This is a genomic window from Chryseobacterium pennae (assembly GCF_003385515.1).
In the GTDB taxonomy this organism is placed as follows: Bacteria; Bacteroidota; Bacteroidia; order Flavobacteriales; family Weeksellaceae; genus Chryseobacterium; species Chryseobacterium pennae.
The window spans coordinates 82,325-107,649 of sequence record NZ_QNVT01000001.1 but is presented as its reverse complement, the minus strand read 5'-3'; the positions used below and the strand labels follow the sequence as shown (position 1 = coordinate 107,649).

Here is a 25,325-nt window from a genome sequence, read left to right as displayed (position 1 = left end):
CAATGAACAACGATATATTATTAAAAATTTTACAACTGGACAGCCTTGTCAGGTTTTTAGACTGGGGCGAGCGGGTAAGAATCCATTTGTACAGAGAAGGAAAATTAGATTCTACAACGCCAAAAATTCTGGCCGCTTACGAGTGGATCATAGATGAAAACTGGGAACCACCGGTGATGCACTATGGAGAAGACCGTTTTCAATATTTTAAAGATCATGAGCTTGATATATGGGTTGAATCGGAATGCTATTTAAACTATTTCCCGGAATACAGGGAGGAACTATTTAAACTTAAATTTTAACTTAAAAATACATATTATGAAAATCGAAGAACTTTTAAAAAAACCAACCAATGAACTTACAGCTGATGAAATGGAGGCCATATTAAATCATAAGAGAAAACTACAAATTGAGCAACAGGAAAAAGAAAGACGCGATTATGAACGCGAACGGGATACTGATATGGGAGAGCTTGTTGCCTTGGCGATGGAAATTGAAAGCAAATCAGCTTTATTAAAACAACTTACCCACAGTAAAATGGAAAAGCATCAGGAGAAGCTGAATAACTATGGTAAAATCCGCAGCAATTCAAAAGGCGGTTTTTCGCTGATGCATAGTGATAAATCCATAAGAATCAAACGTCGCAGAGATACGCAGCCTACTTGGGATGAAAGAAGTACAAAGGCATTGGAACTGATTCACGCCTTCCTTTATGATACCGTAAAAAAGAGGGACAAAGATTTGTTTGAAATGCTGATTGGTTTCTTGGTGAAAAACAAAAAAGGAGATTTGGACTATGCCAGTGTAATGAATTTATTAAGCCATGAAACACGTTTTGAAGACCCAAGATGGAAAGAGGGTTTAAGGCTTCTAAAACAGAGTTACAGCAATTTCCTGAAGGGATATCAATACGACTTTGAAAAACAGAATTCTGAGGGTAGATTTGAACGAATAGAACTCAATTTTTCGGCTTTATAACCAGCTTACATATTTTATCATCACATCGGAAGTACTCCGAATCTATAAAAAAAGAAATACCATAAACAAATGTAATTATAATGGTTGATTTAAGTTAAAACTCCCTTATTAGCTTGAGACTAATAAGGGAGTTCTTATTTTTGATCGTTCTTAAAAGTCTTTTATTTTAATCTGACGATTACATCATAAGTAAACATTGCAGAGTTCCAATTATTCCTACTACAAACAAATTTATATAAATCATACACCTGTTGTATATTAGCAACTCCACCCAATTCATAAGTTTCATTTTTTACGTGATTGAAATAAACTACTGTTTTCATTTTTAGTTGATGATTTTGATATTGTTTAATTTTATATATTCATTTGCATCAATTAAGCTACTAAAGTCTTCTCTCATATTTTCTCCTTCAATTTTAACTCCACCGTCTGAATAAATTCTATAATTCAAAGTTTCACCGTCCCGTGTTCTTAACTCCCCTTCAGTAGTGTTTATATGTAAAACACTCATAATGAATGTACTATATTGTTATTTTGATATAGCAAATATAAAACATAACTATCATACAAAGCAAGCAATTTAATAATAACCTAAATTATAACATGCTTAAATCCAGTATTTTACATTTATATGTAGCTGACTTAAAGAGCATGACTATTTTTTAGATTCTACCTTTAGTCTTGCATTTTCCTCTTTTAATAAAGCAATATAGTCCAGTAAGTTTCTAATAAGTTCAACATTTAGATCGTCTTCAGGCGTGACAGATGGAGCTTTTTGAGAATCTTCATTTGTGATTTTTTTAGATGCTTCCTCCTCATAAATATCTTCTAAAGGTACACTGAGAAATTTGGAAAGTTTGTTCCATTCTTCCTCAGTGATCTTCACATCCCCACTTTCTTTTCTGCTATAATTAGAAACATCGGTTGCAAGAGCATCGGCCACATGTTGTTGTGTATAATTTTTTTGCTTTCTTATTGTACGTAATTTGTCTTTTTGCATGATAGTTTTTTACAAATATGCAAAAAAAATACAATTCATTATTAGGGGATGTATGAATGTGTTTTTTAATTTTAAAAATCTTTTCAAAATAATTGTCGTAGAAGTACTACACTTTTTAAAATTTATCAAAAGAAATGAATTAAAATAAAATAATATTTCTAACTTTCAGGAATTATTACCAAAAAACACATACTATAATTATGAAAAAAAATATCCCAAATTCGGGTGATTCTCTCAGGGGAATTACCTCCTCCTTGAAACAGGACATCTATTTTGTAAAACAAGGAGAAACACTGGAAAGCATCTCATGGGAATTGACTCTTGAAAATCCTAAATATCTTCGTGAATACCACAATTCAAGATGCAGCTACCTAGACCTTATTCCTGAAGATGGAACTCTAAGATTTTTGCAGAAACTGCATATACCCAACTCAGACGAAATATTAAAACTCAATGAACAAATACGAAAATCTGGAGAAAGCTTATGTTACCTACTTCCAATGGGAAAAATCTCTTTTAATATAGAATTAATAGACGGGGATTATGAAGTGAAACAATCTGAAAGTGATGAAGGGATTAAAAAAAGTGAATATTCATACACGCTACACTTTAAATATATAAGGAAGGATGAAAGGGGACATCATGTACAATTCTCTATGAATAATTTCAAAAAAAATGAAGAGGAGCCGGAGGAAAAAATAAATAATCTGGCATCCGATTTTGTAAAAATAGTTTATCCTATAACATTGATTATAGACAAATCCGGAAATTTTGTTGAAGCAAATCCTATTAAAGAGACTAAGGATATAATTAATGAACTTGAAGCATTAAAGCAATATCATACTGGCTCTTATGCCGTTTCTCATATTAACCAGATGAAAAACAAAATGGCTGACCCACAAATGATCTATAATAGTCTCAAAGAAACATTACCCTTTCAATTCATTTTTAATCAATTTTATAACGCAAATTATCATTCAAAAGATACTACAGCTCCATATCATGATGAATTTTCGTGGCTGGCTCCAGCTTCTCCTATTAGACTGGAAATGGCTCATCAAACCTTACCACAAAATGACTCCAATTTAGTAGAGCTAGTACAAATAGGTAAATCCATAGATTACCGAACTGTTGCTGAATTGTATTATACAGACCTGGAGTATGACGAGCAAATAATGCCCCATTCAAAATCATTAAGGGCTAATCATTCAGCTACATACACACTGAATTTCATGAACTTCTCTATTCAAAAGATAAAAGCCATATTTTTTATACAGATTGCCGATTATGAGAAGACAATGACTTTTGACTTAGAAAAGCTAGCAGGATAATTATCATTTTTAGAACCATCAATCACAAAGATATGTCAGAAAATTCATCAGCCCATAGTGACAAGCACTTTGTCATTCAAAAAGGCAAGGCTCAATGCAATCAAGGTGACCAGTTCCCGCAATTTCAAGTAACATCACACCAAAAGCATTATTGGAATAATAAAAATACAACGGAAGATTACCTAGCCGTAACAGAAGACGATCTACAATTTAATCCTCCCGGACCTAGTTTTGGGCAATGTAAATTGAAACCAACGTCCGGGGGATATTTACCCTGTGCTTATGCTCCAGCCGGAAAATGGCAGAAAACGTATGAAAAAACAAAGGTGATGAATAAAAGCTGCCTTTCTGAAATTTCTGAGTTGATGTGCAATGTTGGAGGAAAAATCACGGTAAAAGAACATGGACAAACATCAACTATGAATAAGCAAAGTATAACAACAGCTGATCCAAAGACCTATAACATTATTAACCCATTTATGAATTTTGAGGAGTCCCAAAATGAACTGGAAGGACCTGAGCAGATTTATGAATAAAATGTCTATCAAAACTAACGACTATGGCAAAATTAACTATTAGAGGTAATACAAAACCTATTGTTGGAAATACGGAGGCTTATTCACTTTCTGTATTTGATAATGTAATGACATCCAATCCTTTTTCATTCCCACATCCTAAAGTAAAATGGGATATCTATGTACAAGACAGAAACGGATGGCGGATCGCCAAGGGAAATATAAAGGAAGGGGAAAATGTAACCTATAAATTCACGGCTAAAAGTCTTAAATATAAAGCTTTAAGAATTGAAGTTGTAAGGGGGAAAGATAAAGGAGAACTCTATATAAAACCACAGGAAGCAGAAGATCCAAAAATTGTAAGTGTTGAACTACAAGACATTAACTCTGAACGACTACCAAAAGGAAAACTATTACATTATACTGATACCGTAATAGCTAAAGCCCATTGTGTAGGAATGTTTGGATATAAAGTGGCCTTTACTCTTTGGGAAGATGATGCCATAGGAAAAGGACATGATCCTATTGTAAATATGATGAATAAGATCAACCAGGTACCACTGATTGGGGAAGTAAATCATGAGGGAGTTGCCAAGGTTTATTTTAGACTGCCTGCTTATACTATGGCCGTTCAAATTGCCAATGCCGGAGTAGCAAGAGGAGACAAAAGCGAAGGAAAAACTCATGAATATTATGTAACCGCGGAAGTAGTTTCCAAGCATATTTTAAAAGCGAGTCCTAATGTAAATGTTGCCAACCCTGCTCATATTCCAGCTCCACCTAAGAAAGCTGAACCGGTGGACAATACTCCCGCACACAGGAAACCGCCGGTTGCTCCTGAACATAATAAACCAAAACCCAATAAGCCAAAACCCCAAGAGGAAACAGCAAAGTTTCCTCAAACCCCTGCGGCCAAGAAACAGGCAGATCCTGAAGGAAAAATATTAAGTGTGGAGTTTACAGATGGTACAGGAAAAACGCTTAAGAAAGCCAAAACAGGAGATACAGTATCCATTAAAATAACTTCTCAAGGTATGAGAGGTAAAAATGTAACAATAAAAATTTGGGAAGAAGACCTATCACGATACAACGATGATCTTCTATATAAAGAATCTGTAACATTGGCCTATGATACATCTTTTATTAATTACATTAAGCTTACAAAAGCGATGTATGATAAAAGTAATGATTTTGGAGAAGGAAATGAGCGGGAGTATTATATAGAGGTTGAACATCTTAAGACTTCTGTCACCTCTCAGGTTATCCCGATAAGTCCAAGTGCTGAACCAGTAAAAGTAGATCCTAATGATTCTCCTGCGATTATTAAGGAACCTAAGCAGGAAAAAATAAAAAAAGAAGGAAAGTGTTTCTGTAATAGAGATTTTACACCTGATGAATTTGAAAAAATAATTCATGGGCTAAGAGATAGTGAACCAACGGTTAAAAAAAATATCGGTTATACATTATTTGGTGCTAGTAACTGCAAATTAAAACAAGAGGATAAAACAATTGAAAAATTAAGAATTGAACTTAATAAAGTTTTTAATACTTATGAAATAAATACTTGTATAAGAAAGTTACATTTTCTGGCTCAGATTTATCACGAAACAGATCGTCTAAAAACTACTTTGGAATATGATACAAATAAAAAATATAAGCCTTATTTTGGTAGAGGATTAATGCAATTAACTTGGGAAAGCAATTACATAGTATATAAAGACTATAGTAAAATTGATTGTGTTAAAGATTATGATAGTATTGCAAATAATTTTTCCTATGCTTGTGACTCTGCCGGATGGTTTTGGAAACAAGGCAAAGTTCTTAGTGTAGGAAAGAGGTGGACAGGACCTCCAAATCCTCCAACATACGTGAAAATTCATAAACCAGATTACCCAAAGAAAACTATTAGTTATAAACATGGCGAAAAAACAATTAAGTATGGAACTGTAGATTTAGGTTTAATAGCAGATGATGATAAAGTTGATTTAATAAGTTATTTGGTTAATGGAGGAGAAAATGGATTGGTAGAAAGAAGAAACTATGTTGTAACATTAAAAAGTATATTTAACTATCCACAAGAATGTATTAATAAAAAACAAATTGTGGCAGTAAAAAAAGAGAAAGAGGATGACAATGAAGTCACATTGCATTTTGTTGGTCAAACAGCTAAAGAAAATGCTCTATCAGACAAAACAAAAAAAATATTAAAAGAAGTTGGAAAAGTATCAGGAAACTATGATATATATATAACCAGTACTGCAAGAAGCTCTTATGATCAAGCTAGAATTATGTATGATAATTGTAAGACTGATGTAAACGAACAAAAAAGAATATACAAAGCTCCAGGAAAAAAAGTTATAGCCGTTTATGAAGCTAATATTAAAAAGCCTAAAAGTGAAGTTGTTAAGTTAATGGAAAATAAGATTAACGAATTAGGTCCTTCAACTGTGTCAAAACATTTGGCCAATCCAGAGGTTTTAAATACCTTCGATGTGTCTTATGACAATCTTTCCAACAAAACTAAATTTTGGAATGAGATGGAAAAACGTCCCGAATTAGATGCCATACTTAATGAAAACAGATGTTATCATATTCAAATAAAACAAAAATGAAAAATATAATAATCCTTCATTTCCTAATTGTATCATGTTTGTTTTCTTGTAAAAAAAATGAAAAGAATGATTCTCAAAACATCAATCCTCAAGAAAAAAAAGATACAATAGTGAATAGTTCTGCAATTTTCTTATTAACTCCTGATGATATAGAAATAAAGGAACTAAAAGAAAAACATGGCGAAGATAATTTTTATACTATTGCAGATGATGCTAATTATTATGTCTCTCAAATTAGAGATATTTCCCCTCAAAAATTAAATAAAATTCGTTATAAAAATATTAATTTTAGCAGAGAAGATTATATTTTTAAAAAGAATGCATATAGTGATAAATGGCTAATTATAAATTATACTGAAGGTAGTAAGCCAAAAGTATATTCGTTAGTAGACTACTATATGTCTTTAAATGGAGAAGGGAAAGAAAATAGCGACTTTTCTTACTATGAGAAAAATGAAGATTATTTTACTCGAGATATTGATATCAATAAGGATGGTTTCAAAGATAAAGTTGTTTCTAGTAAAAAAAATATGGGTGATGATTTAATATTTTTTTTGGGGAATGAAAAGTCAAAATATCAATTTGCTTTAAAAACCTATAATTTTTCGGAAGATGGTGGGTTTGTGATTGATGATATAAAGCCTCTTACTAATAATTCAACAAACGAAGTTTTTTATATTACTACATATTTTGATGGTTCAGGTGGGGCTCAACGAATAAATTATATTGCCTATGAAGGCAACAAATGGAAATTAACTAGGTCCGTTTATATAACTTCAGATTGGCGTTCAGATGTAAATAAAGAATATTATTGTGATCTAAAACAAAATATCGCTTTAGATGATAAAAAAATAAGAGAAAAATTACATCCAATGCCTGATGAAACTGTAAGAGATAAGGTATGTAAATCAAGGTATAAGTTTGAGGATACTTTAGGACAATTTGAAGAAAATATAAAGAATTCAGTTAACTATACGGGCATTGAAAGGTATCAAGAGTTATTACTTAAATTCCCAATAAATAATAGTAATATACTGCAATATAATAATATTGCTTATTACTTGTATGAAAAAGGTGCATATAATGAATCAATATTATTAATCAAAGAAATTTTAAAAAAAGACCCGAATAGGATTGTGGCATGGTTTAATTTGGCTGATTTACAATGGGAATTGGGTAATAAAAATGAGGCTAAAAAATCCTATCAACAATACATTTTATTAATGAAAAGCCAGGGTAAAGACCTAAAAAAAATTCCAAATAGAGTATATGAAAGAAGTAAATAAATTAATTTATTGGATATTCCTAGTATCTGTAATAACTTTAGTAGTCTCTTATTTTCTGTTAGAAAGTTCTAACTGTGGAAATAAAGTTATTGTGGGTGATGACATGTTTGGCATCAATAAAGCAAAATCGAATTGGTGCTCAATTCTCACATTTTTAAAGAATATATCGACTGGCTCACTATTTGTGGGAGCGCTGATCTATATAGTAAACTATTACTTTTCAGATAAGTATGATTATTAAAATGCCTTAGGTTTTGACCGATAATGCATATCTAAAAAAACTCCGTCTCATTTTTTGAGACGGAGTTTTTATTTTTCATATTTATTCAATTTTTCCTTCAACCTCTGATTTTCTTCCTTTAATAAGGATATATAATCCTGAAGATTTTTAATGATAGAGGTGTTTTCTTTATTAGTAAAATTAGTGACATTCCCCCCCGCCGAAGAACCCGGACTGTCATTAAAAACTGGGTTTTCTACAATAACCCTTACCTCTTCCTCTTCATAAATTTCGTCCACAGGAACTTCCAGAAAACGAGCAATTTTTTCCCACTCCTCTTTATAAATTCTTACATCACCAGTTTCTTTTCTGCTATAGTTGGATACATCAGTTGCAATAATATTGGCAATTTGCTGCTGAGTAAATCCCTTCTTCTTTCTCAGTGTACGTAATTTTTCTTTTTGCATGACCTCTTTTTTACAAAATTGCAAAAAAAAATCCAATAAATATCTATACCCTTGGTAGAACATAATACCGTTTTTACGAAACATAATAAACTCCAACTTGCACGAAATGAGAATACTTTTTACTTTTGTATTATGGCAGAAGTAAAACAAACAAAACAGGATAAAATAATTAAACGAAACGAACGTATTCGTGAACGCTTCGCTTATTATACAGACACAAAGCATTATAATAGCGATTATGCTTTGGGGTTGCTTGAAGAAGAATATATTGGGTCACTAGAAAGAGATACTATTTGGCTTATCATTAGAAAGACAGGTCATTATAAAAACTTATAATTATGAAAAAAATACTATTACTTTTATTGTTTCCAACCATTTTTTTTTCTCAGACTTCTTTAACTAATGACGATATTTATGCTGCTGTAGGAAATGAATATGAAACTTTGTTAACGAATATTGGAATAGATCGTGAAGGAGGTTTTGCAATCAATCATTTTTTACATAAAATGGGGTTTACACCAGATGAAAAGTTTACACAAAATAGCGAAAACTTTAAACAGAAATATATACAGCAAATTGTATCAGGGAATGCAAAGCCGACAGTAATATGGGTAAGCTATTTAAACAAGAAAGTTAAAGGATACAATTTCCCCATTACACAGAAAGTAGATATTTCAGGCGATACTGAGAACATCATTAAATTTTATGTAAATTTTTGGAGCCGTGCTATCAATTTTAAAGATACCAAGCCGGGAGAAACCGTTACTATACGATTTTTATCTGATGTTGCAGCTCTATCAGTAGGAACAAACGGGCAGTCAAAAATAGTTGTTACCTCGGCAAAAGACTATTATAAATAACCAAATGAATTAGAACTAACACATGAAAACATTTCTCTTAGCATTTTTATTATTTCCGCTCTTTTATTATTCACAGCAAGATACCAACGGGTGGTACTATGTAGGTACAGGAGTTGATGGTACAAAAAACTACATTAAAAATCTTGAAAGAAAGAACTCAGATACTTTTAGTGCATGGATAAAAATGGCTTTACCTTCGAAAAAAAATAAAAAAGGGATAACAGTTTCCAGAGGTTATTATTTACAATATTGGACAGCTTATTGCTATGATAACGAATATTCTGTTTCCGATACAACCTTATATAATTCTAAAGGGACACCTACTGATTCTTTTGATCGATCTGATGAAGGAATTAAAAAAGTAATCCCTGATTCCGTTGCTGAAGGAATTACCTCTGTGATGTGTGAAGCCGGAAAGATGCTACAAAATTAAATAATAAAATCAGATTTGATATTAACCTGCCTTTCCGGTAGGTTTTCTTTTGTCACATACTTCACAATTGGCTCAGCATCCACCTTTATCATTTTGTTGCAGTCAGCCTTCGTATCATCGGTAATAGTAACCTCATATTCATACACTGTAACGATCACATTATTATGATCCAAATCGTCTTCGTCTGCCACCTTTTTCAATTCACTGAATTTTGTACCGCTTAATCCTTCCAGTGCTGCGTCTACTTTTTCATTGAGGTCAAAAAATGCCAGTGCTAATTCCTGGTCAATACTTCCGGTATAGCTTTCTGCATAATTCTCACAAATTACACGCACACGAACGGTTCCTTTTCCCTCTTTAATTCCGTTTCCGATGTCAGACCAATCAAAACGCATAAACGCGATTAAAATGGCGGGTTTGGGTACCATTATAATGTTTTCCTTTTCAACCTGCCCACGGTCTTTATCAATGTAGATCAATTCCTCCACGCGCGATTCCAGATGGTCGGATATTTCTTTAAATACAACTGCTTTTATACTCATAATAGTATTTTTTTAAGTTCTGATATAATCATACGATCCAATGTTTTTTCAAGTGCTTTCGAGTCGCCAATAAATTTTCGCTGCGGAATATCAATATGGGTCTTTGTAGTGAGTGCAAGCCATTTCCAGTATTCTTTTCCAGATTCCTTATATTTTGCCCAGAAGAACCTGCGCATCTTTGGAGTAATCAAAATTTCTCCCCCTTCATTATGGATTTTCGCATAATGGTTATGATTTCCGATACCTACGACAACGCGAGATTCCGAAACCTGTATTTTTTTAATTTCTCTGCGTGTATTTCCAGAACGTACCATTGTAGTTCTTGCTCCGGGATACCCGCTTTTTTTCCATTTCTGAAAAGGAACATCCACGAAGCCGCCAACATTAAAATTTCTTTTAAAGAAGTTCACCATTGTAATGGCGGCTTTCTGCGGAATGGTTCTTTTAAAATTCCTGTATTTTGCACGGAGCCTGTCAAACTCCTGGGCATTATTCTCTCTACGCATTGGCTCTAATTTCTATATCGGCAATCATTTCATTAAATATCTGCTCCAGTATTTTTTTGATCTCCTGTGGATTTTCTTTGATGTTTGTGGTCTTAATGGTCAATTCCTTAACAAAGGACTGGATATTAAAGATCATTTTTTTACCGTCTCCCCCGGTTCCGGTTCCTGATAAGGCATTTTTGGTTTTATCCTTTTTACCCTTTATATTTCCTCCGGCCTGCGAATCCAAAGCGGTCGCAGGTTTTCCACCCGGAGTAGCTAACCCGGACGATGGTGGAATACCGGCAGGAGTTATTACCTTATTTTGGGTGGTGATTTTAACCGCTTTTTGAACCGGTTTTTCCAGCTCTTTGTTCCATCCCTCATAAGCCCCTTTTACAATATTGGGAACTAATTTTGCGGTATCTTTTACGGCTCCGAAACCTTTTGATAATGCTGATCTTATTTTATCTGTATCAAGGGTAAAAATGCCTACGAGTAAATCACCCACACCGCCCAAAATATTAACAGCCATATCTTTAATGCTTTTAAATACGGAATGAACCACTCCCACCAAAGCATTTAATAAACGCTGTACCCATACCGTTTTTTTACCCCATTCTAATACGGCATTAATAACACCTAATATGGCATCTACGGCTTTAAAAACAACTCCGATCACGACTCCCAGTATTTCACCGGCATAGCTCACTGCCGGGGCTATGAGTTCCCAAACCCAAGTTAAAATTCCGATGATATTAGAAAGGAACTGCGCCATATTCCCTGATTCATACATGGCCATACTATTTTCTATCAAGGCTTTGCGGACATAGTTAAACGCAGATTCAACCCCTCCAATAATTTTAAAAAGCAGTTCCAGAAGCGGGGTTAAAAACCGGATCACTCCGGAGATACCTTCCATAGCCAATTTTGCAAAATTGGTATCCCCAGAAAGCTTTATAAAACCGTTATTTTTGATCGCGTCAATAATCGGCTGAAAAGCTTCCGCTACTGCTGAAAGAGCTTTTTTAACCGGCTGGGTATAATTCATCATATCAGAGAGGAACCCAAAGAGAAAATTTCCGGCATCCAATACTCCTATAATCAGCGGGCGGAATGCTTCCCCGGTTTTCAGTTTAAACTGCATTAACGCATTTTCCTGTCTGTTAATCGCCGACTGCATTGAGTTCATTGCTGCGGGTAAACCACCCTCAAAAGTATTTTTTAATTCTTTTGAAAACTTAGGGAGAAAATCCTCTGCCATAATCTTACCACTGTCTAACATTTCATTGAACTGTGCCTGAGTCATTCCCATAGAACGAGCGGCAATTCCGAGCGCACCCGGAATTCGTTCTCCCAACTGCCCCCTGAGTTCTTCAGCAGAAACTTTGCCCTTGGAAGCCATTTGTGAAAGGGCCAAAAATGCTCCTTCACTTTGCTCAGCCGATAGGTTCATCACCGAGGCAGCAATTCCGACAGCCTCAAAAATATCCCTTGTGGCCTGTCCTTCCAGGGCGGTTCCTTTTAGCGATCCGGTTAAGGTCTGAAATCCTTTATATGAGGATTCCATATTGAGGTTAAGGTCTTTTATCGTGGTATCCAAAAATGCCATGTTTTTTGCTCCCTCTTGACCGGAGGCAAAGACAATGGCGTTTTCCATTCCCTCGAATTTGGAGGTAATGCCGGTGATCTCTTTTCCAAAACTGATCACCGCTCCCACAGACAATGCGGCAAGAATGGCGACTCCCGCTGTCTTGGCATAAGTGGCAATGCTGCCGAATACACTTTGTCCGGTATTTCTTAACCTCCCAATACCACTATTAGTAGTATTGACCGCATTATCCAAACTCCGTGTTTCATCTCGTGCGCGACTAATGCCACTCGAAAAGGAGCGGTCAATTAAATCTAAAGCATATTGTAAACCGTTCATTGTTCTTTTATTTTTTTGGGATATTCACAAGCAAACCTTTACGTGCCGTATCTGCATCTGCGATAAGGGTATAATCAGTAACTTTTACTGATTCGGTGGTCACTTTAAAAGCTCCATCCTTATAAAACCTTATAAATACCGACTGTGGCATTTTACCGGAATCACTCCAATACACCTCGTCCGGACTTATTAAAGTTTCCCTGATCTGGGTAAATAGCATGTCATCTAATTTTGAAGCTTCGGCATCAATCCAGACCGGTAGATTTTCAGAGGTAATAATTCTCGCCATGCCGGTTTTATCAATATGGCTTCTAATAGTAACCGCTTTTTTGGGGTAAGCGTTTTTTTTAACTTTTGCCCACTCTGAAAGTCCATAATCGGTAATTCCCAAATCACTCACATCGATAGGTGTAGAATCCTGAGACAATTTTCTAAGGTAGCTTTGCGCGTGGGTAAAGATTTCGTCACTATCACCCCAGTTGACATCAAAGCCCTGTTTTTGCATCCTTTCCCATCCATCCGGATCAGTTTTTATGGCCTCTTCAAAACTTGTAATTTCCCCGTCGTAATCATCAAAAATATCCTCTGCATCGGTGCGGCATTTCCAATGTAAAGGAGGGAGAAATTTCCATGAACTCTGATCTCTTTTATCAAAGACCTTTCCGTCCATACTTCGGCAAATAACAGTCGTTCCGTTATCTATAATGGCGTTTAATCTCCAATAAGGAGCAATTTCTATATCATCCATCATCTCCATGTATCGCGCTGCCATATTGGAGGTGGCATTGGCATGATCCCATTCTGTTTTCAGATACAATTCTTTATAGTTTGGAAATACAGCTTTTGCCTTATTTCGGAAATCATTAAAACTTTTTACTTCCGGATGCTTCAACATTTCATTAAGTTCATTAACCTCCGCCTGTGTTTTGTCTACTCCGAACCGGTGTATATTATTCATCCAAGCCCTCATCCTACGGTGATCGGTACTGTCAAAATCAAAATCCATTTTTCCAAAGCCTTGTTTTATGGCATTCAATAAAGAGGTATGAGATTCTCTAAATTCGTTGTAGCTCCAATTAATAGCTCCGGGATTTTCATACAGTTGGCGAAGAAAATTTTCTTCCTGCATAGTGATATCCCTACCATTAAAAGGAGCGGCTGATTTTCCTCCGGATAAGCCCTCAAGCTGGGCTGGGGTTCCAAACCCCTGAGGCAATTTAAAATTTCTATACCTATTTTCTGGAATGGGTTGCAATGATTCACCACCGGAGACTTCTCCAACAATTTCAACGTCCAACTCGGTTTCAATCTGTTCCTTTTTGATTTTATACCCCAGATCTTTCACCCCTTTAAAAATTTCAAGCCTTTCCTTGGGAGTCAACTTTTCATTATCATTCCAGATACAGGTATCACTTTCATCAAAAGGATAACCCAAACCACGAAGCCAGGGCAGCACATCATCATTGATAAAAAACATGACAAAGGTTTCATCATCCATTGTGATGAGCTTTTGAGTTCCATTAATGATTTCTCCTGTTTTAGCCCGGCTCCCGGTATCCTTTGCTGTTTCGGAATTCCCGTCAAAAAGGTTGGCAAGTTCTTCATTACAAGCTTTCCTTTTTTCGTTAAATACATTAAAGCTATCCCGGCTGTTGGACTCTTTAATATCGATTTCCACCCCCTCCGGGAATCTTGCCCACCCGGCAGAACCCAAATCCTTTAACCATTTATCTACTTCCTTTTTTACACGCGGATCAGTAGAAGCCACCTTTGCCGTACGCATCGGAATTCCGAACATCTCCTCAAATTCATCCCAATTCTGCCATGAATGTTTTTTAAAAATCCATAGCGGGATTGCTTTATTTAAAAGGCCGATTGAATGTTCATGACTCACCCACAACATCCATTTTTTGAAATCACCTTCCCTGAAGTTCTCGCCCTGCATATCATAAGGATTGATTAATATTTCTGTCGTTTCCGGTACAATGTGGTCCCGGTACACAAAAGACAAATTTTTGATAAATCCGTTTTCGTCCAACTCCTTCGGATACATAAGTGTATAACTGAAATAGATACTGTCAAGGGTATATTTGATCAGGTTCTTAAACCAAAGCTTTTGCAGGAGTTTGGTCTTTTCTTCATTAATCTCTCCATTCTTATCAATTATGGCAGCCGTTTTATTAGAAACCCTGAGTTTTCGGGTCTCACTGCGCCCATAAATAAAAGGATCGTCCAGAACTTCCTCCATAATATCAATGAGCATCTTGCGGCGGGGAATTATCGGATCAAGAGCTATGGCTCTAGCCATTTTCCAATCCCTTATTTCTTTGTTGTATAAAGTCCGCTGACGCTTAATCGCATCCACCATCTGGGTGACGGCTCTTTCATAATCTTTATCTTTACCGCCGCTAAAAGCGTTGTGTAAAAAATCAGTGACCGTTTGTATTTTAAATTTCATGTAAAGAGTATTTAAAAAGTAATTAATAGCGCTCAGAATATTTCGGATTGCTTCCAAATTCGATTACCTGATTTCCGGTTCCTTCATTACCTTCTCCTTCGTCAGGCTTTTCCGGCAAGTCCGGAGAAATTTCTCCTTTGGCAACGGCTTTGAGCCAATCTTTGGCAGCATTGTAACGGATAATTCTAAGTTCAGGAATAAGATCTCCGGAAGAATTGGCGTGCAGGTGATAAATGGCAATATCAACCATATATTGAATAATAAGTGCATTTCTATCGGCTCCAGTAACGGAAAAAATCTTTGCTACATCATACCGTTGTCTCAGGTAGCTTTCCATTTCTGCCTGAGCGGCAAGCTCGGCTTGGTGCTGAACATCTTCTTTCCTTTGGATAATAATCTGTTTAATCCAGTTGCGGATCTGTACTTCGTAGTCTGTATCAGTTAAAAAAGGCATATTGTAAATTTTTAATAAGTGTTGTCTTCATTTCTTTCATGTCTTCCCATACCTAGGGAATCTTCGTTCCAGTCTTCAGAATCAGAAATAACAAACTGATCCAGAAAAAACCACGCACCTTCGTCAGCATCAGGAGCGTCATCTGCGGTATTATATCCCGGTTCTATTCCTTTGACTTGTAAATTTCCCTCTACCATATCCGGATCGTTTTCATCTTCCACGTTATACACCACGTTACCGGAGGAATATTCCGGTTCCATTCTGACCATACGGGTATATTTATTGGGTTTTTGTCTTTCGTCTGTCAGGACACTAAGCGGGTATTTGTATCTTTTACAGGCACGTCTGAGCGCTTTTTTAACGGGTCGGGTATAAAATTGTTTTTCCATATACCAGATGATCCCTACTCCGGGAGGCAGGTTTTTCTCCACCTTAATCATCCACTCAAAAACGTCTTCTAGTTCGCAGCGTCGAGTGAATCTTTTAATGCAGTAACGTTTGAATTTGTCCTGCCCCCAGATTGATACCGCTTTAAAATCTGAAGTCTGGTTGTTTTCAAAACTTGGATCAAAATAACCGATGATAATATCCATTTTAGCCAGATGCGGAAGCTTGGCAAAACGGAAGTATTTATTTTTAAAGATTTTCCCTTCAATATCCGTTTCGTGAAAAAATTCCTGCTTAGCAAGAACAGGTCCTGCTTTGGCAATTTTCCGCAGAAGTTCCTGTAATGAATACCGCTGCCACCAAGCCGGCTTTCCGTTTTCAATGGCTTTAACTTTGGAATGGTAAATGCCTTCTCTCTTCTTTGCCCCCGGTTTAGTATCTCCTACAATATTGGCAAGGATTGAATTATGATGGATACGGTTCCCGCCCATAGCGAAACGTGCCCCTTTGATACTGAGGGCAAAATACATGGCTCCCAAAATTTTTTTGACCACTTTATCCACCCTTTTGGGGTTGTGTACGATATCATCATCGTCCACGTCGTCAACCACGCCATAATTGGGACGTTTTTCGTTTTCCCTTGCTCCACGCGGAGACTGATCACGGCCAAACCCCAGAAAGCGAATCCCGCCTTTTGTCGTGAAATCTCCGTCCTCCCATGATCCGAAATTATATTGCTCTCCGAAGTCATGGGCAAAGAGTTTATTGTGTTGCAGCTGCGCCTGAAGATCGGATAACAGGTTACAGGCATCGTCCTCATTTTTCCCCATCAAAAGCATACCAGTTAACTGCCTGTGAGCAATGAGCCACATCGGGATAATAATAGTCAGGTGAACCGATTTTGCGTGTTCCCTGGGCCATTCTGCAACCCCGAAAAAATTTGGATCAGCAAGGCATTCGTTCGCGTATTCAATATGAAAATCTGCGCAGTCCGCATCAGCGTACAATTCAAAATAGGTTTTAACGAAATAATCATAGTCCGTTAACGCTCTTTTAATTCTTAATTTTTGCGTTTCTTCGGTATCATTAAATGCAAAGGCGGCACTGTTCTGAACCTGCGAACAGAACTCTAACCATTCGTTATAATCCCTTTTTGTAATCGTTAATGTCGACATTATTTTTCCCCGATTTTATAATCCACATATTTTTTTTGCAGCAGGTTAATTTCCTTTGCAAGACCCGCGTTCTGAGTGAAAGCGTATGTTATAAAATCCTTAAATACATTAATGATCTGACTGACCGTTACTTTTTTGTTCGACAGCTTTTCAATACTGTTAGCGATCTGGATGATGTCATTAGGTTTGCTTTTCGGATCCTCACTTAAGGCGTGGGCCTTTTTATATAGGTTTTCAATAATCTTACGGGCCGTTACTGTGGATGCGCTTTTAAGCAAGTCCCATTCTCCTTCTGCTTTCCATTTTCCCAAAGTTTTTTCAGTGACGTGCGCTATTTGTGCGATTTCTTTCTGTGTTTTGTCCGTATCCAGATAGAGATCCTGAGCAATGGCATATTTTTCGTCATTCGTCAGCTTTTTCTTTTCGTTCATAACTTATATATATGAAGCAAAATTGCTTTATATAAAGGCCTTACAGAAGATGGATGTTAGGGACTATATAAAAAAACATAACCACTAAATGAAAATATTCAGCCCCTAATGGATGGCTTTTTTCCAGGTGTTTTTAAACTAATCTTTGTCTTATCTAAATCAAAGAAATGTCTAAAAAACTTTTTCATTATGAACTCAAAAATCAGGTTTCTGGCGGCGCTGAAATCAGAATGTATGGCTACATCGGAAAATATGATGAGTTTGACTATAAAAGGTTCCAACAGGTTTTTAGGGATGCATTGCAAGCTCATAATGACTTAACCATCAGAATGCACTGCGGAGGAGGATCTGTTTACGAAGGACTTGCTATTTATGACCTGATTTTGGGTTCAGAAGGACATACGAAAATCATTGTAGAAGGAATGGCAGCATCAATGGGCGGGGTAATCGCCCTTGCCGGGGATGAAATAGAAATGAACGATAACGCCTTCTTTATGATGCATGCTGTAACAGCAGGATGTTTCGGAAATAAAAATGATTTTAAAAATGGGATTCAGCAGATTGAAAGCTGCGAAGAGAGGCTCGGAAAAATCTTTGGTGAAAGAACAAAAGCGGACGCACTGACCATTAAAAACTGGTTTGATTCCGGGCAGGATCACTGGCTCAGCTCCGATAAATGTTTAGAACTGGGAATTTGTGATACTGTAATAAAACCCACCAAAAAAAGAAAGAATCAAGAGAACATAGAAAGCATCTTCAATAAAACCCCGGAAGAAGCCTTTGAATGCTTTAACCTGTACCCCAATCCCTCAGAGGATAATAATATTAATCAACATACTGAAATGAAAAAGGAAGCAATTTTGGCTGCTTTAGTTGCGGCAGGATTGGCGGGAAAATTAACCGCATCGTCTTCGGATAAAGAATTTGAAGAGCGTCTGGAAGATATTCTCGGAAAGGCAAAAAGAACCGACACGCTCGAAAATGAGCTAAAGGAATTTAAGGTTTCACAGGCGGAATTCCTTATTTCCGGAGCATTAAGGGCCGGAAAGATTACGAACGCTGAAAAGGACGAATGGAAAAACGACGCCATTGAGAATTATGGATTGGTGGCAAAGTCACTTGAAAGAATGTCGGGGAAACCTGATCCCAACGCCGGGTTGGAAAGATTAAAACCTGTGGTGGACGGAGATAAGCACGAACTGTTAAACGGACGTGAAAAATGGACATTCTCTCAGTGGCAGGAAAAAGATCCGAAAGGATTGGAAAGGCTTAATGAAGAAGCCCAAGAAGAATTTGAAAAATTGTTTAACGCTGAATTTGAAGATTAAAAATGGCAGAATTAATAGACGGGTTATACCTGAACAAATTTGTAGCTCCACAATTACTGAAGGAATTCAGAAACTACAATGATAAATTTTTGATAGCACTGGAACCGGCACCGGAGGGAGCAAAAACCGCGGACGGTCTTCGTCAGAATAAACTGATTAATAATGTTGGCTTTTATGTCAACAATACGGTCCCTTTTACCGCAAAATCAATGACGGGTAAAAACGGCGTTATTCCTTGGGATAAACTGGATACTGATCCGACGAAAGTTAGCGATGCTGAAATTAGAGCATTGGCATTTGATAAAAGATCTGAAGTCCGTGTTAAGCATTCTCAGGGGTTCAGGATCGGGGTACGTGATTATGTTTTAAATAAACTGGCACCTACTCAGCATGTTTCCGGAGCTATGCCGGTATTAAGAACCAGTGGGGCGATATTTAACGGCAGAAAAAGACTGACGTTTCAGGATTTAATCAATTTTTACAATGAAATCGAAGTGTTGAACCTGATTGATGACGACACTTCAGAATCTCCAAACTTCTGGAATATGATCTTAAACGCGGACCATCGCTCGGATCTTAAAATTGATAAGGCAGGAACCGCTAATCATAGGGATAATCTGGAATTTGACAAAGATACCGGGGAATTCAAAAGATTCTATAAAATGAGGATGTGGGAAAATAATGCGGCTCCTCTGTATTCAGCTACCGGGGAACTTAAGGCGAGGGGATCAATACGGGAAGCTGGAGATCAATATGCCTCAACATTTTTCTATACACCCAATACAGTGTATCATCTGGAGAAACTAAAAATTCTTTATAAACCCGAATATCAGGACACAGTAAATGCAGATCCGGAGTCTGAGTTTAGATTACAGGGCTATGGGCTTTGTGATAAAAAGCAGCAATATGGTTTTGGGGCAGTTATTTCTGAAAATGCTTAAAAAATATACACAATGAAATTATCTATAAAAGCTTTAGAAATTGCAGCCTCGCAAATCGGAAAGCAGGAAAACCCTCCGGGTTCCAACTGGGGAGAACCAGTTAAAAGCTACCTCTCCAGTGTAAAAATCAACTTTCCTGCAGCTTGGTGCATGGCCTTTGTATACTGGTGTTTTGCTAAGGCTTCTCAATCAATGAATATTCATAATACGGCCATTAAAACAGGGAGTGTTATAAATGCATGGAATAAATCCGGCCCACATATAAAATCCTCTGTTCCCCTGATCGGGTCTGTGTTTATCATGGATTTTGGTAAAGGGAAAGGGCATACCGGCCTCGTTGAGAATTTCGACGAAGAATTTATTTATACCATAGAAGGAAATACCAATGATGCCGGTAGCCGTGAGGGGATTAAAGTGTGCAGAAGAAAACGTTCAAGAAACACTATTAAAGGGTATTTGAACTATTAAAATGAAATCTTTTTTAACTCTATATCTATTTTATTTTGTCTGGCTCAGTCGGTTTCCTGTGGAAGCAGGAAACCACTACAGCCGGAAAATAATCACTAACGAATTTAAAAATTCACTTTATGTCTAATAAAAAGAAATTTCAGGAAAAAGCCAATGCTCTTTTTGAAAGATACCCTGAGACCAATAAAATTTTTATTTCAGAAAATGGGCAGTGTTTCTTTGAAGAAAAGGCTGCTAAAGATTACCACGATTTAAGAGGGTTTGAAAATGAGCCTGAAGTCTTTTTTCGTGAAGGGACCCAGGATGAGGATGATTCGGATGTACAGGAGGCTCTGCATCATTCTGAAGTGGCACGAAAAACCTTAGAAGGAATCATCGAAGATGTGATGGAAGTTTGTGATCTTGACCATGATTATGAACCGGCCAACGCTGACACGGACAAAACTGTTACCGCTGTTATTTCACTTCGTGAAAAATACGCTGAAAAAGACCGCCTGCTTACCGAAATGGGTGCCGATCTGGAGAAGCTTTCCAATGTTGCAACAGAAAATGAAAATCTGAAGCAACAACTGGAAGCCGCGAATAAACAACTTGAAGAACTGAATAAAACACTAACTGTTAAAACCAAGAAAGATGCGTCCCAGACTGATAGTACAAAAGCTTAACGGCGGGCTTGGGAGAAGAAATCCCTCCGCCGACATGGTAACTGGCAGCGTGATGAATGCCATAGCCACTTCTGAAATGGTACTAGGAAATATTTACACCTTAAAAAGTATTCAGGAGGTTGAATCATTAGGAATTACCGCAGAATATGATACGGACAAAAAACTGCTTGTATATGAAAGGCTAAGACGCTTTTTTATACATAATCCATCCATTACAGTACATTTTATGCCCGTTGCTCAGGGAGTTACCCTAACTCAGATGGTGGATAAAGACAATAATTATTTAGCCAAACTATTAAGGGAAAAAGCCGGAGAAATTGTGCAGGCTTCTGTTTCATTAAATCCGGTCTCAGATTATACGCCAACCATAGAAGCGGGACTCGATAAAGACAGTATTAATGCCATTTATAAAGCACAGGCTCTGGCCGATTCCCAGTGGACAAAAGACCGCTACTGTGAAATTTATATTGAAGGCAGAAGCTATTCAGGAACATCGGCTGCAGCCCTTAATTTAAGAATGCTTGTAAGTGAATGCCCGGATGTTTCCGTGGTGATTGGTGCAGATTACGAGGTTTCAAGCCGTGATGATGTATACAAAGGATATGCAGCCGTTGAAGATTATACAGCAATGGTTTCTAAGGCGGATGTTTCGCAGAATGCGGGGGAACAAATAGGTGATTTTAACCTAACCAACGTTGATGCGAAAACCTTTATTATTCCCGGACTTAGTTCCGGCAATAAGCTGAGTGACTATTCTGATATTGATTTGGACAACCTGGATGAAAAAGGCTACATCTATTTTGCTCCTATTGTTAATCTGGGCGGGATTTCTTCAACAGCAGGAATCTATATAGGTGATACTCACACCTGTTGTAAAATTACTTCAGATTTTGCCTATGGGGAAAATAACCGAACCATAAAAAAGGCGATCAAACTCGCTAAGGCAGCTTTAACCCCAAAAGTGAAAGGACGTTTATACGTTGATGAAAATACGGGCTTTATGGCTCCGGAAACGGTTAAGGACTTAGAAACCATTACAAAGGTTTCTCTTGATCCGATGGTGGCAAATGGCGATATAAGCGGCGGTGTGGATGCGTACATCAACCCGGAGCAAAATGTACTGGCAACGAGTGAATTTATAGTGTTATTAACCTTTATTCCTGTAGCCATCGGCAGAAGGATTACCCTAAAAGTGGGATTCAGAAACCCTTTAAATACTCAATAAAAATGGTTACTCAGACAAGAATTAATGGAAAATACAGGAACTATGGGAATGTCCGTATTACCGCCTTGGGGGCGACCTTCATGGGCGTTACCAAAATAGAATACAAAAGAACCGATGCTATTGATCCAGTAAAGGTTGTGGGAACGACCAAATCAGTTGGATATACCCAAGGGGATGAAGTCTGTGAAGGAAGTATCGGTCTTTTGAGTGAAACGGTGGACGCCATTCAGGCGAAGCTACCTAAAGGAAAAACCTTGCAGGATATCCCGCCCTTTCCGATAACGGTTTCTTATGTGGATGATATGGGCTTACAAGTCTGTCATGTCCTTTACGGCTGTAAGTTCAAGGAAAACGGAAGATCTGCTGAGGCGGGAAGCAACAATGCTATCGTTGTAGAAAGCCCGTTATATATTCATGATATAGACTTTGCAGCCTAATGAGCCGGCAGGAACTAAGGGACCAATGCAAAGAAATGGGCATCCCCTTCACAGTAAAGAACACCAACAACGAACTCAGTCATAAAATACAATTAAAAAAAATGTCAATGGAAACAAAAGAAGGTAATATCACCATAGAGCAGATCACGGAGTGGAAGAAAAAGTTTAAAACGGATAAGCTTCACAAGCTGACGGTAAAAGATAAAGATGGAAACCCTATTGTTGGTTATCTGAAACCTCCGGGAAGGGAGATCAAAGCCACCGCGCTTTCCATGTATTCACAAAATAAAATTTTAGAATGTGGGGAGTTTATCCGGGATAACTGCTGGCTTGGTGGTGATGAAAGATTAAAAATGAGTGGTGACATTGCTGATACAGCGGCGATTCAGGCTTCGGGAATTATCAAATTTTTAGAAGCTGAACTGGGGGAAGTTTAGGGCTTCCGATTAATAAGGAGGCCGGATTTGATTTCATTCGTAAAGTAGGTGCCCTATTAAGCTATCATTTTAAAATACCTTCCCCGGAAGAACTGGACGACCATACTTTCTGGAATAAATGGGAGCAGCTGAAATGGGTACTGTTTTTTGAAAACAAAAGAGCTAACGCAAAAGAAGGAGAAAATGTCGAGTTATAATATTAACGTTAAAGAACTTATGGGAAGACACTTTCCTTTTAAACTGGGTTTTGCAACACAGACCGTTGCAGAGACTCTGTTTAACAGGTTTGATGATATACAGGTACTGCCCACCCATAATGAATCTGCTAAAATTTCAGTGATGGGAACACCAGTCTGGGATTTTATAGACTTAAAACCTTCTTATGTTGAAGGAACTCGTGAACAGTTCACAGGATACTCTTTTCCTCTTGAAACTACCATTGAACCTATAAGACCTAAAAAGATTGTGGAGACTGATATTTTCGGACGCGATGGAAACATAGAGGAACTCATTGCATTGGATGACTGGCAGCTTACCATTAGAGGGCTTATTATCAATTATGACAGCACCGATTACCCGGAGCAGCAGGTTAAGGAATTACAAAGGGTTTGTGAACTTAAAACTTCATTACTGGAGTGTGAAGGAACCTTATTAACGATGCTTGGTATTAATTATATGAGCATTCACAAACTCGTATTAACGCCTTCTATTGGTTACTCACATATTCAGGCTTTTGAAATTGAGGCAAAAAGTAAAATTCCCTTTATAATCTCTCCATAATGGTACCCTGTATTGAAATACTGATCGGAAAATTAAAGTTCACGGCAGTAACGGAAGTTAATATTAAAAAAAGCTGGAGAACTTTTACTGATACGGCAACAATTAAACTTCCGAAATCCATCTATTATTATGACGTTAACGGAATTTTAAAACCGGTGGAACATCTCGGAAAATTTATAAAAGTTGGTGCTAAAGTAGAAATCAAACTGGGATATAACCGCCAGTTATTTACTGAATTTACCGGCTATGTGGCAAGATCACCACGGGTTAATATTCCTTATGAACTCTACTGTGAGGATGAAATGTGGCAGCTTAAAAGAAAAGAAACTAGTGTGTCGATTGAAAATGCAACGGTACAACAGATTATTCAGGCTGTAGCTCCGGGGTATGAATTGGACTGTATCGATGAAATCTACGGTGATTTTTCAATGAAACAAACCACTGCCGTTAAGGTATTTAATGAACTTCAGGAGAAAGCAGGCATTTATACATTTTTCAGGGATGGGCGCTTAGTGTGTGGTAAAGTCTATTCTGATGAGAAAGTTTCAAAAACTCAACCGGTTTTCGAGTACTGCGAGAATATTATTGATCACAACCTTCAATATATTTTTCCAGATGAGGCAAAGGTGAAACTGTATGTAAAGTCTAAAAATAAAGACGGTAGCTATACACAGGTTGATGTTGGAGAAGACGGTGGAGATATTGAACACTGGGAAGTACCTGCAATGGATATGAAGGAAAAGGAATTAAAAGCAATGGGTGAAAATCGTCTTAAAAATATTAAAAGATTCGGCGGATATAAAGGTACAATAACCTCTTTCGGTTGGCCGCGTGTAGAACATGGACAAGTAGTAAAAGTATTAGATAAAAAATACGAAGAAAGGAACACCAAAAATTTCGTTGATGAAATCGAAATTAATATTACTGCAAATGGGGGTTACAGGAGAACAATTGACATAGGAAAAACATACAGGGATGGAGAGTTTAAAACAATTACTTAACCGATTTCCAGTGGTATTAGATACGGCAAAAGTTGTTGCTATAACTAATGATAAATGCCATGTTGTAAGTCTTACTACGGGGAATGATTTTAGAAAATGCTCAATCAATTCAATCATTGAAAACAAGCATAATAAATTATTGGTTTATCCCAAAATAAGCAGTGTTGTTATAATCGGTATTTATTCTACCAATAATAAGGCCGTTATCCTATCCGCAAGTGAGGTTGAAAAAATTTACTTCAGAAACGAAAAATCAGAGTTCACGTTTGATGGCTCCGGCTTTCAGTTTAATCGGGATGGAGAAAACCTGAAAGAAGTCCTTAACGGGTTTCAGGATGGATTCGGAAAATTATGTGATGAGTTGGCAAAAGTGGTAGTTTCTATTGGAGTAACCCCTGACGTTCCGGCAATCATGCAGATCAAAAATGAGATTGTAAACATCAATAAACAGGCATTAAATAAAATTTTAACTTAAAAAA

29 protein-coding genes are annotated in these 25,325 nt (G+C 37.0%); 19 read left to right on the top strand and 10 right to left on the bottom strand.

Annotated elements, in window-relative coordinates; all coding sequences use genetic code 11:
* The first annotated feature begins 2 nt into the window (after window positions 1-2).
* Window positions 3-302 (top strand): hypothetical protein, encoded by a 300-nt coding sequence (locus tag DRF65_RS00535; protein WP_123947247.1) that lies wholly within the window; start codon window positions 3-5, stop codon window positions 300-302.
* A 16-nt stretch (window positions 303-318) separates the two neighbouring features.
* A complete protein-coding gene (locus DRF65_RS00530) occupies window positions 319-978 on the top strand; it encodes a DUF3164 family protein (protein ID WP_115967973.1) in 660 nt (219 codons plus the stop codon).
* Between the two features lie 161 nt (window positions 979-1,139).
* Here the strand turns inward: DRF65_RS00530 and DRF65_RS28345 are convergent, their stop codons facing one another.
* Both DRF65_RS28345 and DRF65_RS00520 read right to left on the bottom strand, forming a co-directional pair.
* Window positions 1,140-1,301 (bottom strand): hypothetical protein, encoded by a 162-nt coding sequence (locus tag DRF65_RS28345; protein ID WP_165852151.1) that lies wholly within the window; start codon window positions 1,299-1,301, stop codon window positions 1,140-1,142.
* A 332-nt stretch (window positions 1,302-1,633) separates the two neighbouring features.
* A complete protein-coding gene (locus DRF65_RS00520) occupies window positions 1,634-1,978 on the bottom strand; it encodes a helix-turn-helix transcriptional regulator (RefSeq protein WP_115967970.1) in 345 nt (114 codons plus the stop codon).
* A gap of 200 nt (window positions 1,979-2,178) precedes the next feature.
* On the opposite strand from DRF65_RS00520, the gene DRF65_RS00515 reads away from it, so the two are divergent.
* Genes DRF65_RS00515 through DRF65_RS00500 form a run of 4 tightly spaced genes read left to right on the top strand, consistent with a single transcriptional unit; the run spans window position 2,179 to window position 7,722 of the window.
* Complete coding sequence (locus DRF65_RS00515; protein WP_115967968.1) at window positions 2,179-3,309, top strand: hypothetical protein; 1,131 nt, start codon at window positions 2,179-2,181, stop codon at window positions 3,307-3,309.
* A 32-nt stretch (window positions 3,310-3,341) separates the two neighbouring features.
* Window positions 3,342-3,845 carry a DUF4280 domain-containing protein gene (locus DRF65_RS00510; RefSeq protein ID WP_115967967.1) on the top strand — a complete coding sequence of 168 codons (504 nt, stop codon included), beginning with the start codon at window positions 3,342-3,344 and terminating at the stop codon, window positions 3,843-3,845.
* Between the two features lie 23 nt (window positions 3,846-3,868).
* A complete protein-coding gene (locus DRF65_RS00505; protein ID WP_115967965.1) occupies window positions 3,869-6,436 on the top strand; it encodes a hypothetical protein in 2,568 nt (855 codons plus the stop codon).
* Entirely contained in the window at window positions 6,433-7,722 is a 1,290-nt protein-coding gene (locus DRF65_RS00500) for a tetratricopeptide repeat protein (RefSeq protein WP_165852150.1), read from the top strand. The genes DRF65_RS00505 and DRF65_RS00500 overlap by 4 nt, the downstream gene beginning before the upstream one ends.
* A gap of 309 nt (window positions 7,723-8,031) precedes the next feature.
* On the opposite strand, the gene DRF65_RS00495 is transcribed toward DRF65_RS00500, so the two are convergent.
* Window positions 8,032-8,409 carry a helix-turn-helix domain-containing protein gene (locus DRF65_RS00495; protein WP_115967962.1) on the bottom strand — a complete coding sequence of 126 codons (378 nt, stop codon included), beginning with the start codon at window positions 8,407-8,409 and terminating at the stop codon, window positions 8,032-8,034.
* Window positions 8,410-8,541: 132 nt separating this feature from the next.
* Between DRF65_RS00495 and DRF65_RS00490 the strand changes: the two genes are divergently transcribed.
* Genes DRF65_RS00490 through DRF65_RS00480 form a run of 3 tightly spaced genes read left to right on the top strand, consistent with a single transcriptional unit; the run spans window position 8,542 to window position 9,702 of the window.
* Window positions 8,542-8,745 carry a hypothetical protein gene (locus DRF65_RS00490; RefSeq protein WP_115967961.1) on the top strand — a complete coding sequence of 68 codons (204 nt, stop codon included), beginning with the start codon at window positions 8,542-8,544 and terminating at the stop codon, window positions 8,743-8,745.
* 2 nt (window positions 8,746-8,747) lie between these two features.
* The gene (locus tag DRF65_RS00485) at window positions 8,748-9,269 is read left to right on the top strand and encodes a hypothetical protein (protein WP_115967959.1); all 522 of its coding nucleotides are present in this window, start codon (window positions 8,748-8,750) and stop codon (window positions 9,267-9,269) included.
* Window positions 9,270-9,291: 22 nt separating this feature from the next.
* On the top strand, window positions 9,292-9,702 hold the full coding sequence (locus tag DRF65_RS00480; protein WP_115967958.1) for a hypothetical protein: 411 nt from the start codon (window positions 9,292-9,294) through the stop codon (window positions 9,700-9,702).
* Here DRF65_RS00480 and DRF65_RS00475 read toward each other — a convergent pair.
* Genes DRF65_RS00475 through DRF65_RS00445 form a run of 7 tightly spaced genes read right to left on the bottom strand, consistent with a single transcriptional unit; the run spans window position 9,699 to window position 17,564 of the window.
* Entirely contained in the window at window positions 9,699-10,244 is a 546-nt protein-coding gene (locus DRF65_RS00475) for a hypothetical protein (RefSeq protein ID WP_115967956.1), read from the bottom strand. The two genes, DRF65_RS00480 and DRF65_RS00475, sit on opposite strands and share 4 nt — an antisense overlap.
* Window positions 10,241-10,750: a phage virion morphogenesis protein gene (locus tag DRF65_RS00470; protein ID WP_115967955.1), complete on the bottom strand. Its 510-nt coding sequence runs from the start codon at window positions 10,748-10,750 to the stop codon at window positions 10,241-10,243. Before DRF65_RS00470 ends, DRF65_RS00475 begins: the two co-directional genes overlap by 4 nt.
* Window positions 10,743-12,659, bottom strand: coding sequence for a tape measure protein (locus DRF65_RS00465; RefSeq protein ID WP_115967953.1), 1,917 nt, complete (start codon window positions 12,657-12,659; stop codon window positions 10,743-10,745). The genes DRF65_RS00470 and DRF65_RS00465 overlap by 8 nt, the downstream gene beginning before the upstream one ends.
* Before the next feature lie 7 nt (window positions 12,660-12,666).
* Window positions 12,667-15,117: a phage portal protein family protein gene (locus tag DRF65_RS00460; RefSeq protein ID WP_115967951.1), complete on the bottom strand. Its 2,451-nt coding sequence runs from the start codon at window positions 15,115-15,117 to the stop codon at window positions 12,667-12,669.
* A gap of 22 nt (window positions 15,118-15,139) precedes the next feature.
* Window positions 15,140-15,571 (bottom strand): phage protein Gp36 family protein, encoded by a 432-nt coding sequence (locus tag DRF65_RS00455; protein ID WP_115967950.1) that lies wholly within the window; start codon window positions 15,569-15,571, stop codon window positions 15,140-15,142.
* Between the two features lie 11 nt (window positions 15,572-15,582).
* The gene (locus DRF65_RS00450) at window positions 15,583-17,133 is read right to left on the bottom strand and encodes a hypothetical protein (protein WP_115967948.1); all 1,551 of its coding nucleotides are present in this window, start codon (window positions 17,131-17,133) and stop codon (window positions 15,583-15,585) included.
* Window positions 17,133-17,564, bottom strand: coding sequence for a hypothetical protein (locus DRF65_RS00445; protein WP_115967946.1), 432 nt, complete (start codon window positions 17,562-17,564; stop codon window positions 17,133-17,135). The genes DRF65_RS00450 and DRF65_RS00445 overlap by 1 nt, the downstream gene beginning before the upstream one ends.
* A 167-nt stretch (window positions 17,565-17,731) precedes the next feature.
* Between DRF65_RS00445 and DRF65_RS00440 the strand changes: the two genes are divergently transcribed.
* The 10 genes from DRF65_RS00440 (at window position 17,732) to DRF65_RS00395 (ending at window position 25,321) form a co-directional block, all read left to right on the top strand.
* Complete coding sequence (locus tag DRF65_RS00440) at window positions 17,732-18,892, top strand: head maturation protease, ClpP-related (protein WP_115967944.1); 1,161 nt, start codon at window positions 17,732-17,734, stop codon at window positions 18,890-18,892.
* Between the two features lie 2 nt (window positions 18,893-18,894).
* Complete coding sequence (locus DRF65_RS00435) at window positions 18,895-19,833, top strand: hypothetical protein (RefSeq protein WP_115967942.1); 939 nt, start codon at window positions 18,895-18,897, stop codon at window positions 19,831-19,833.
* A 12-nt stretch (window positions 19,834-19,845) separates the two neighbouring features.
* Complete coding sequence (locus DRF65_RS00430) at window positions 19,846-20,301, top strand: CHAP domain-containing protein (RefSeq protein WP_115967940.1); 456 nt, start codon at window positions 19,846-19,848, stop codon at window positions 20,299-20,301.
* A 119-nt stretch (window positions 20,302-20,420) separates the two neighbouring features.
* Window positions 20,421-20,966 (top strand): hypothetical protein, encoded by a 546-nt coding sequence (locus DRF65_RS00425; RefSeq protein WP_115967939.1) that lies wholly within the window; start codon window positions 20,421-20,423, stop codon window positions 20,964-20,966.
* A complete protein-coding gene (locus DRF65_RS00420; protein WP_115967937.1) occupies window positions 20,935-22,191 on the top strand; it encodes a DUF2586 family protein in 1,257 nt (418 codons plus the stop codon). The genes DRF65_RS00425 and DRF65_RS00420 overlap by 32 nt, the downstream gene beginning before the upstream one ends.
* A 2-nt stretch (window positions 22,192-22,193) precedes the next feature.
* Window positions 22,194-22,628, top strand: coding sequence for a hypothetical protein (locus tag DRF65_RS00415; protein WP_115967936.1), 435 nt, complete (start codon window positions 22,194-22,196; stop codon window positions 22,626-22,628).
* A 107-nt stretch (window positions 22,629-22,735) separates the two neighbouring features.
* Window positions 22,736-23,065 (top strand): hypothetical protein, encoded by a 330-nt coding sequence (locus DRF65_RS00410; protein ID WP_123947246.1) that lies wholly within the window; start codon window positions 22,736-22,738, stop codon window positions 23,063-23,065.
* 183 nt (window positions 23,066-23,248) lie between these two features.
* Window positions 23,249-23,845, top strand: coding sequence for a DUF6046 domain-containing protein (locus DRF65_RS00405; RefSeq protein WP_115967933.1), 597 nt, complete (start codon window positions 23,249-23,251; stop codon window positions 23,843-23,845).
* A complete protein-coding gene (locus tag DRF65_RS00400) occupies window positions 23,845-24,846 on the top strand; it encodes a hypothetical protein (RefSeq protein ID WP_115967931.1) in 1,002 nt (333 codons plus the stop codon). Before DRF65_RS00405 ends, DRF65_RS00400 begins: the two co-directional genes overlap by 1 nt.
* Window positions 24,821-25,321 (top strand): hypothetical protein, encoded by a 501-nt coding sequence (locus tag DRF65_RS00395; protein WP_115967930.1) that lies wholly within the window; start codon window positions 24,821-24,823, stop codon window positions 25,319-25,321. The genes DRF65_RS00400 and DRF65_RS00395 overlap by 26 nt, the downstream gene beginning before the upstream one ends.
* The last annotated feature ends 4 nt before the right edge of the window (window positions 25,322-25,325 follow it).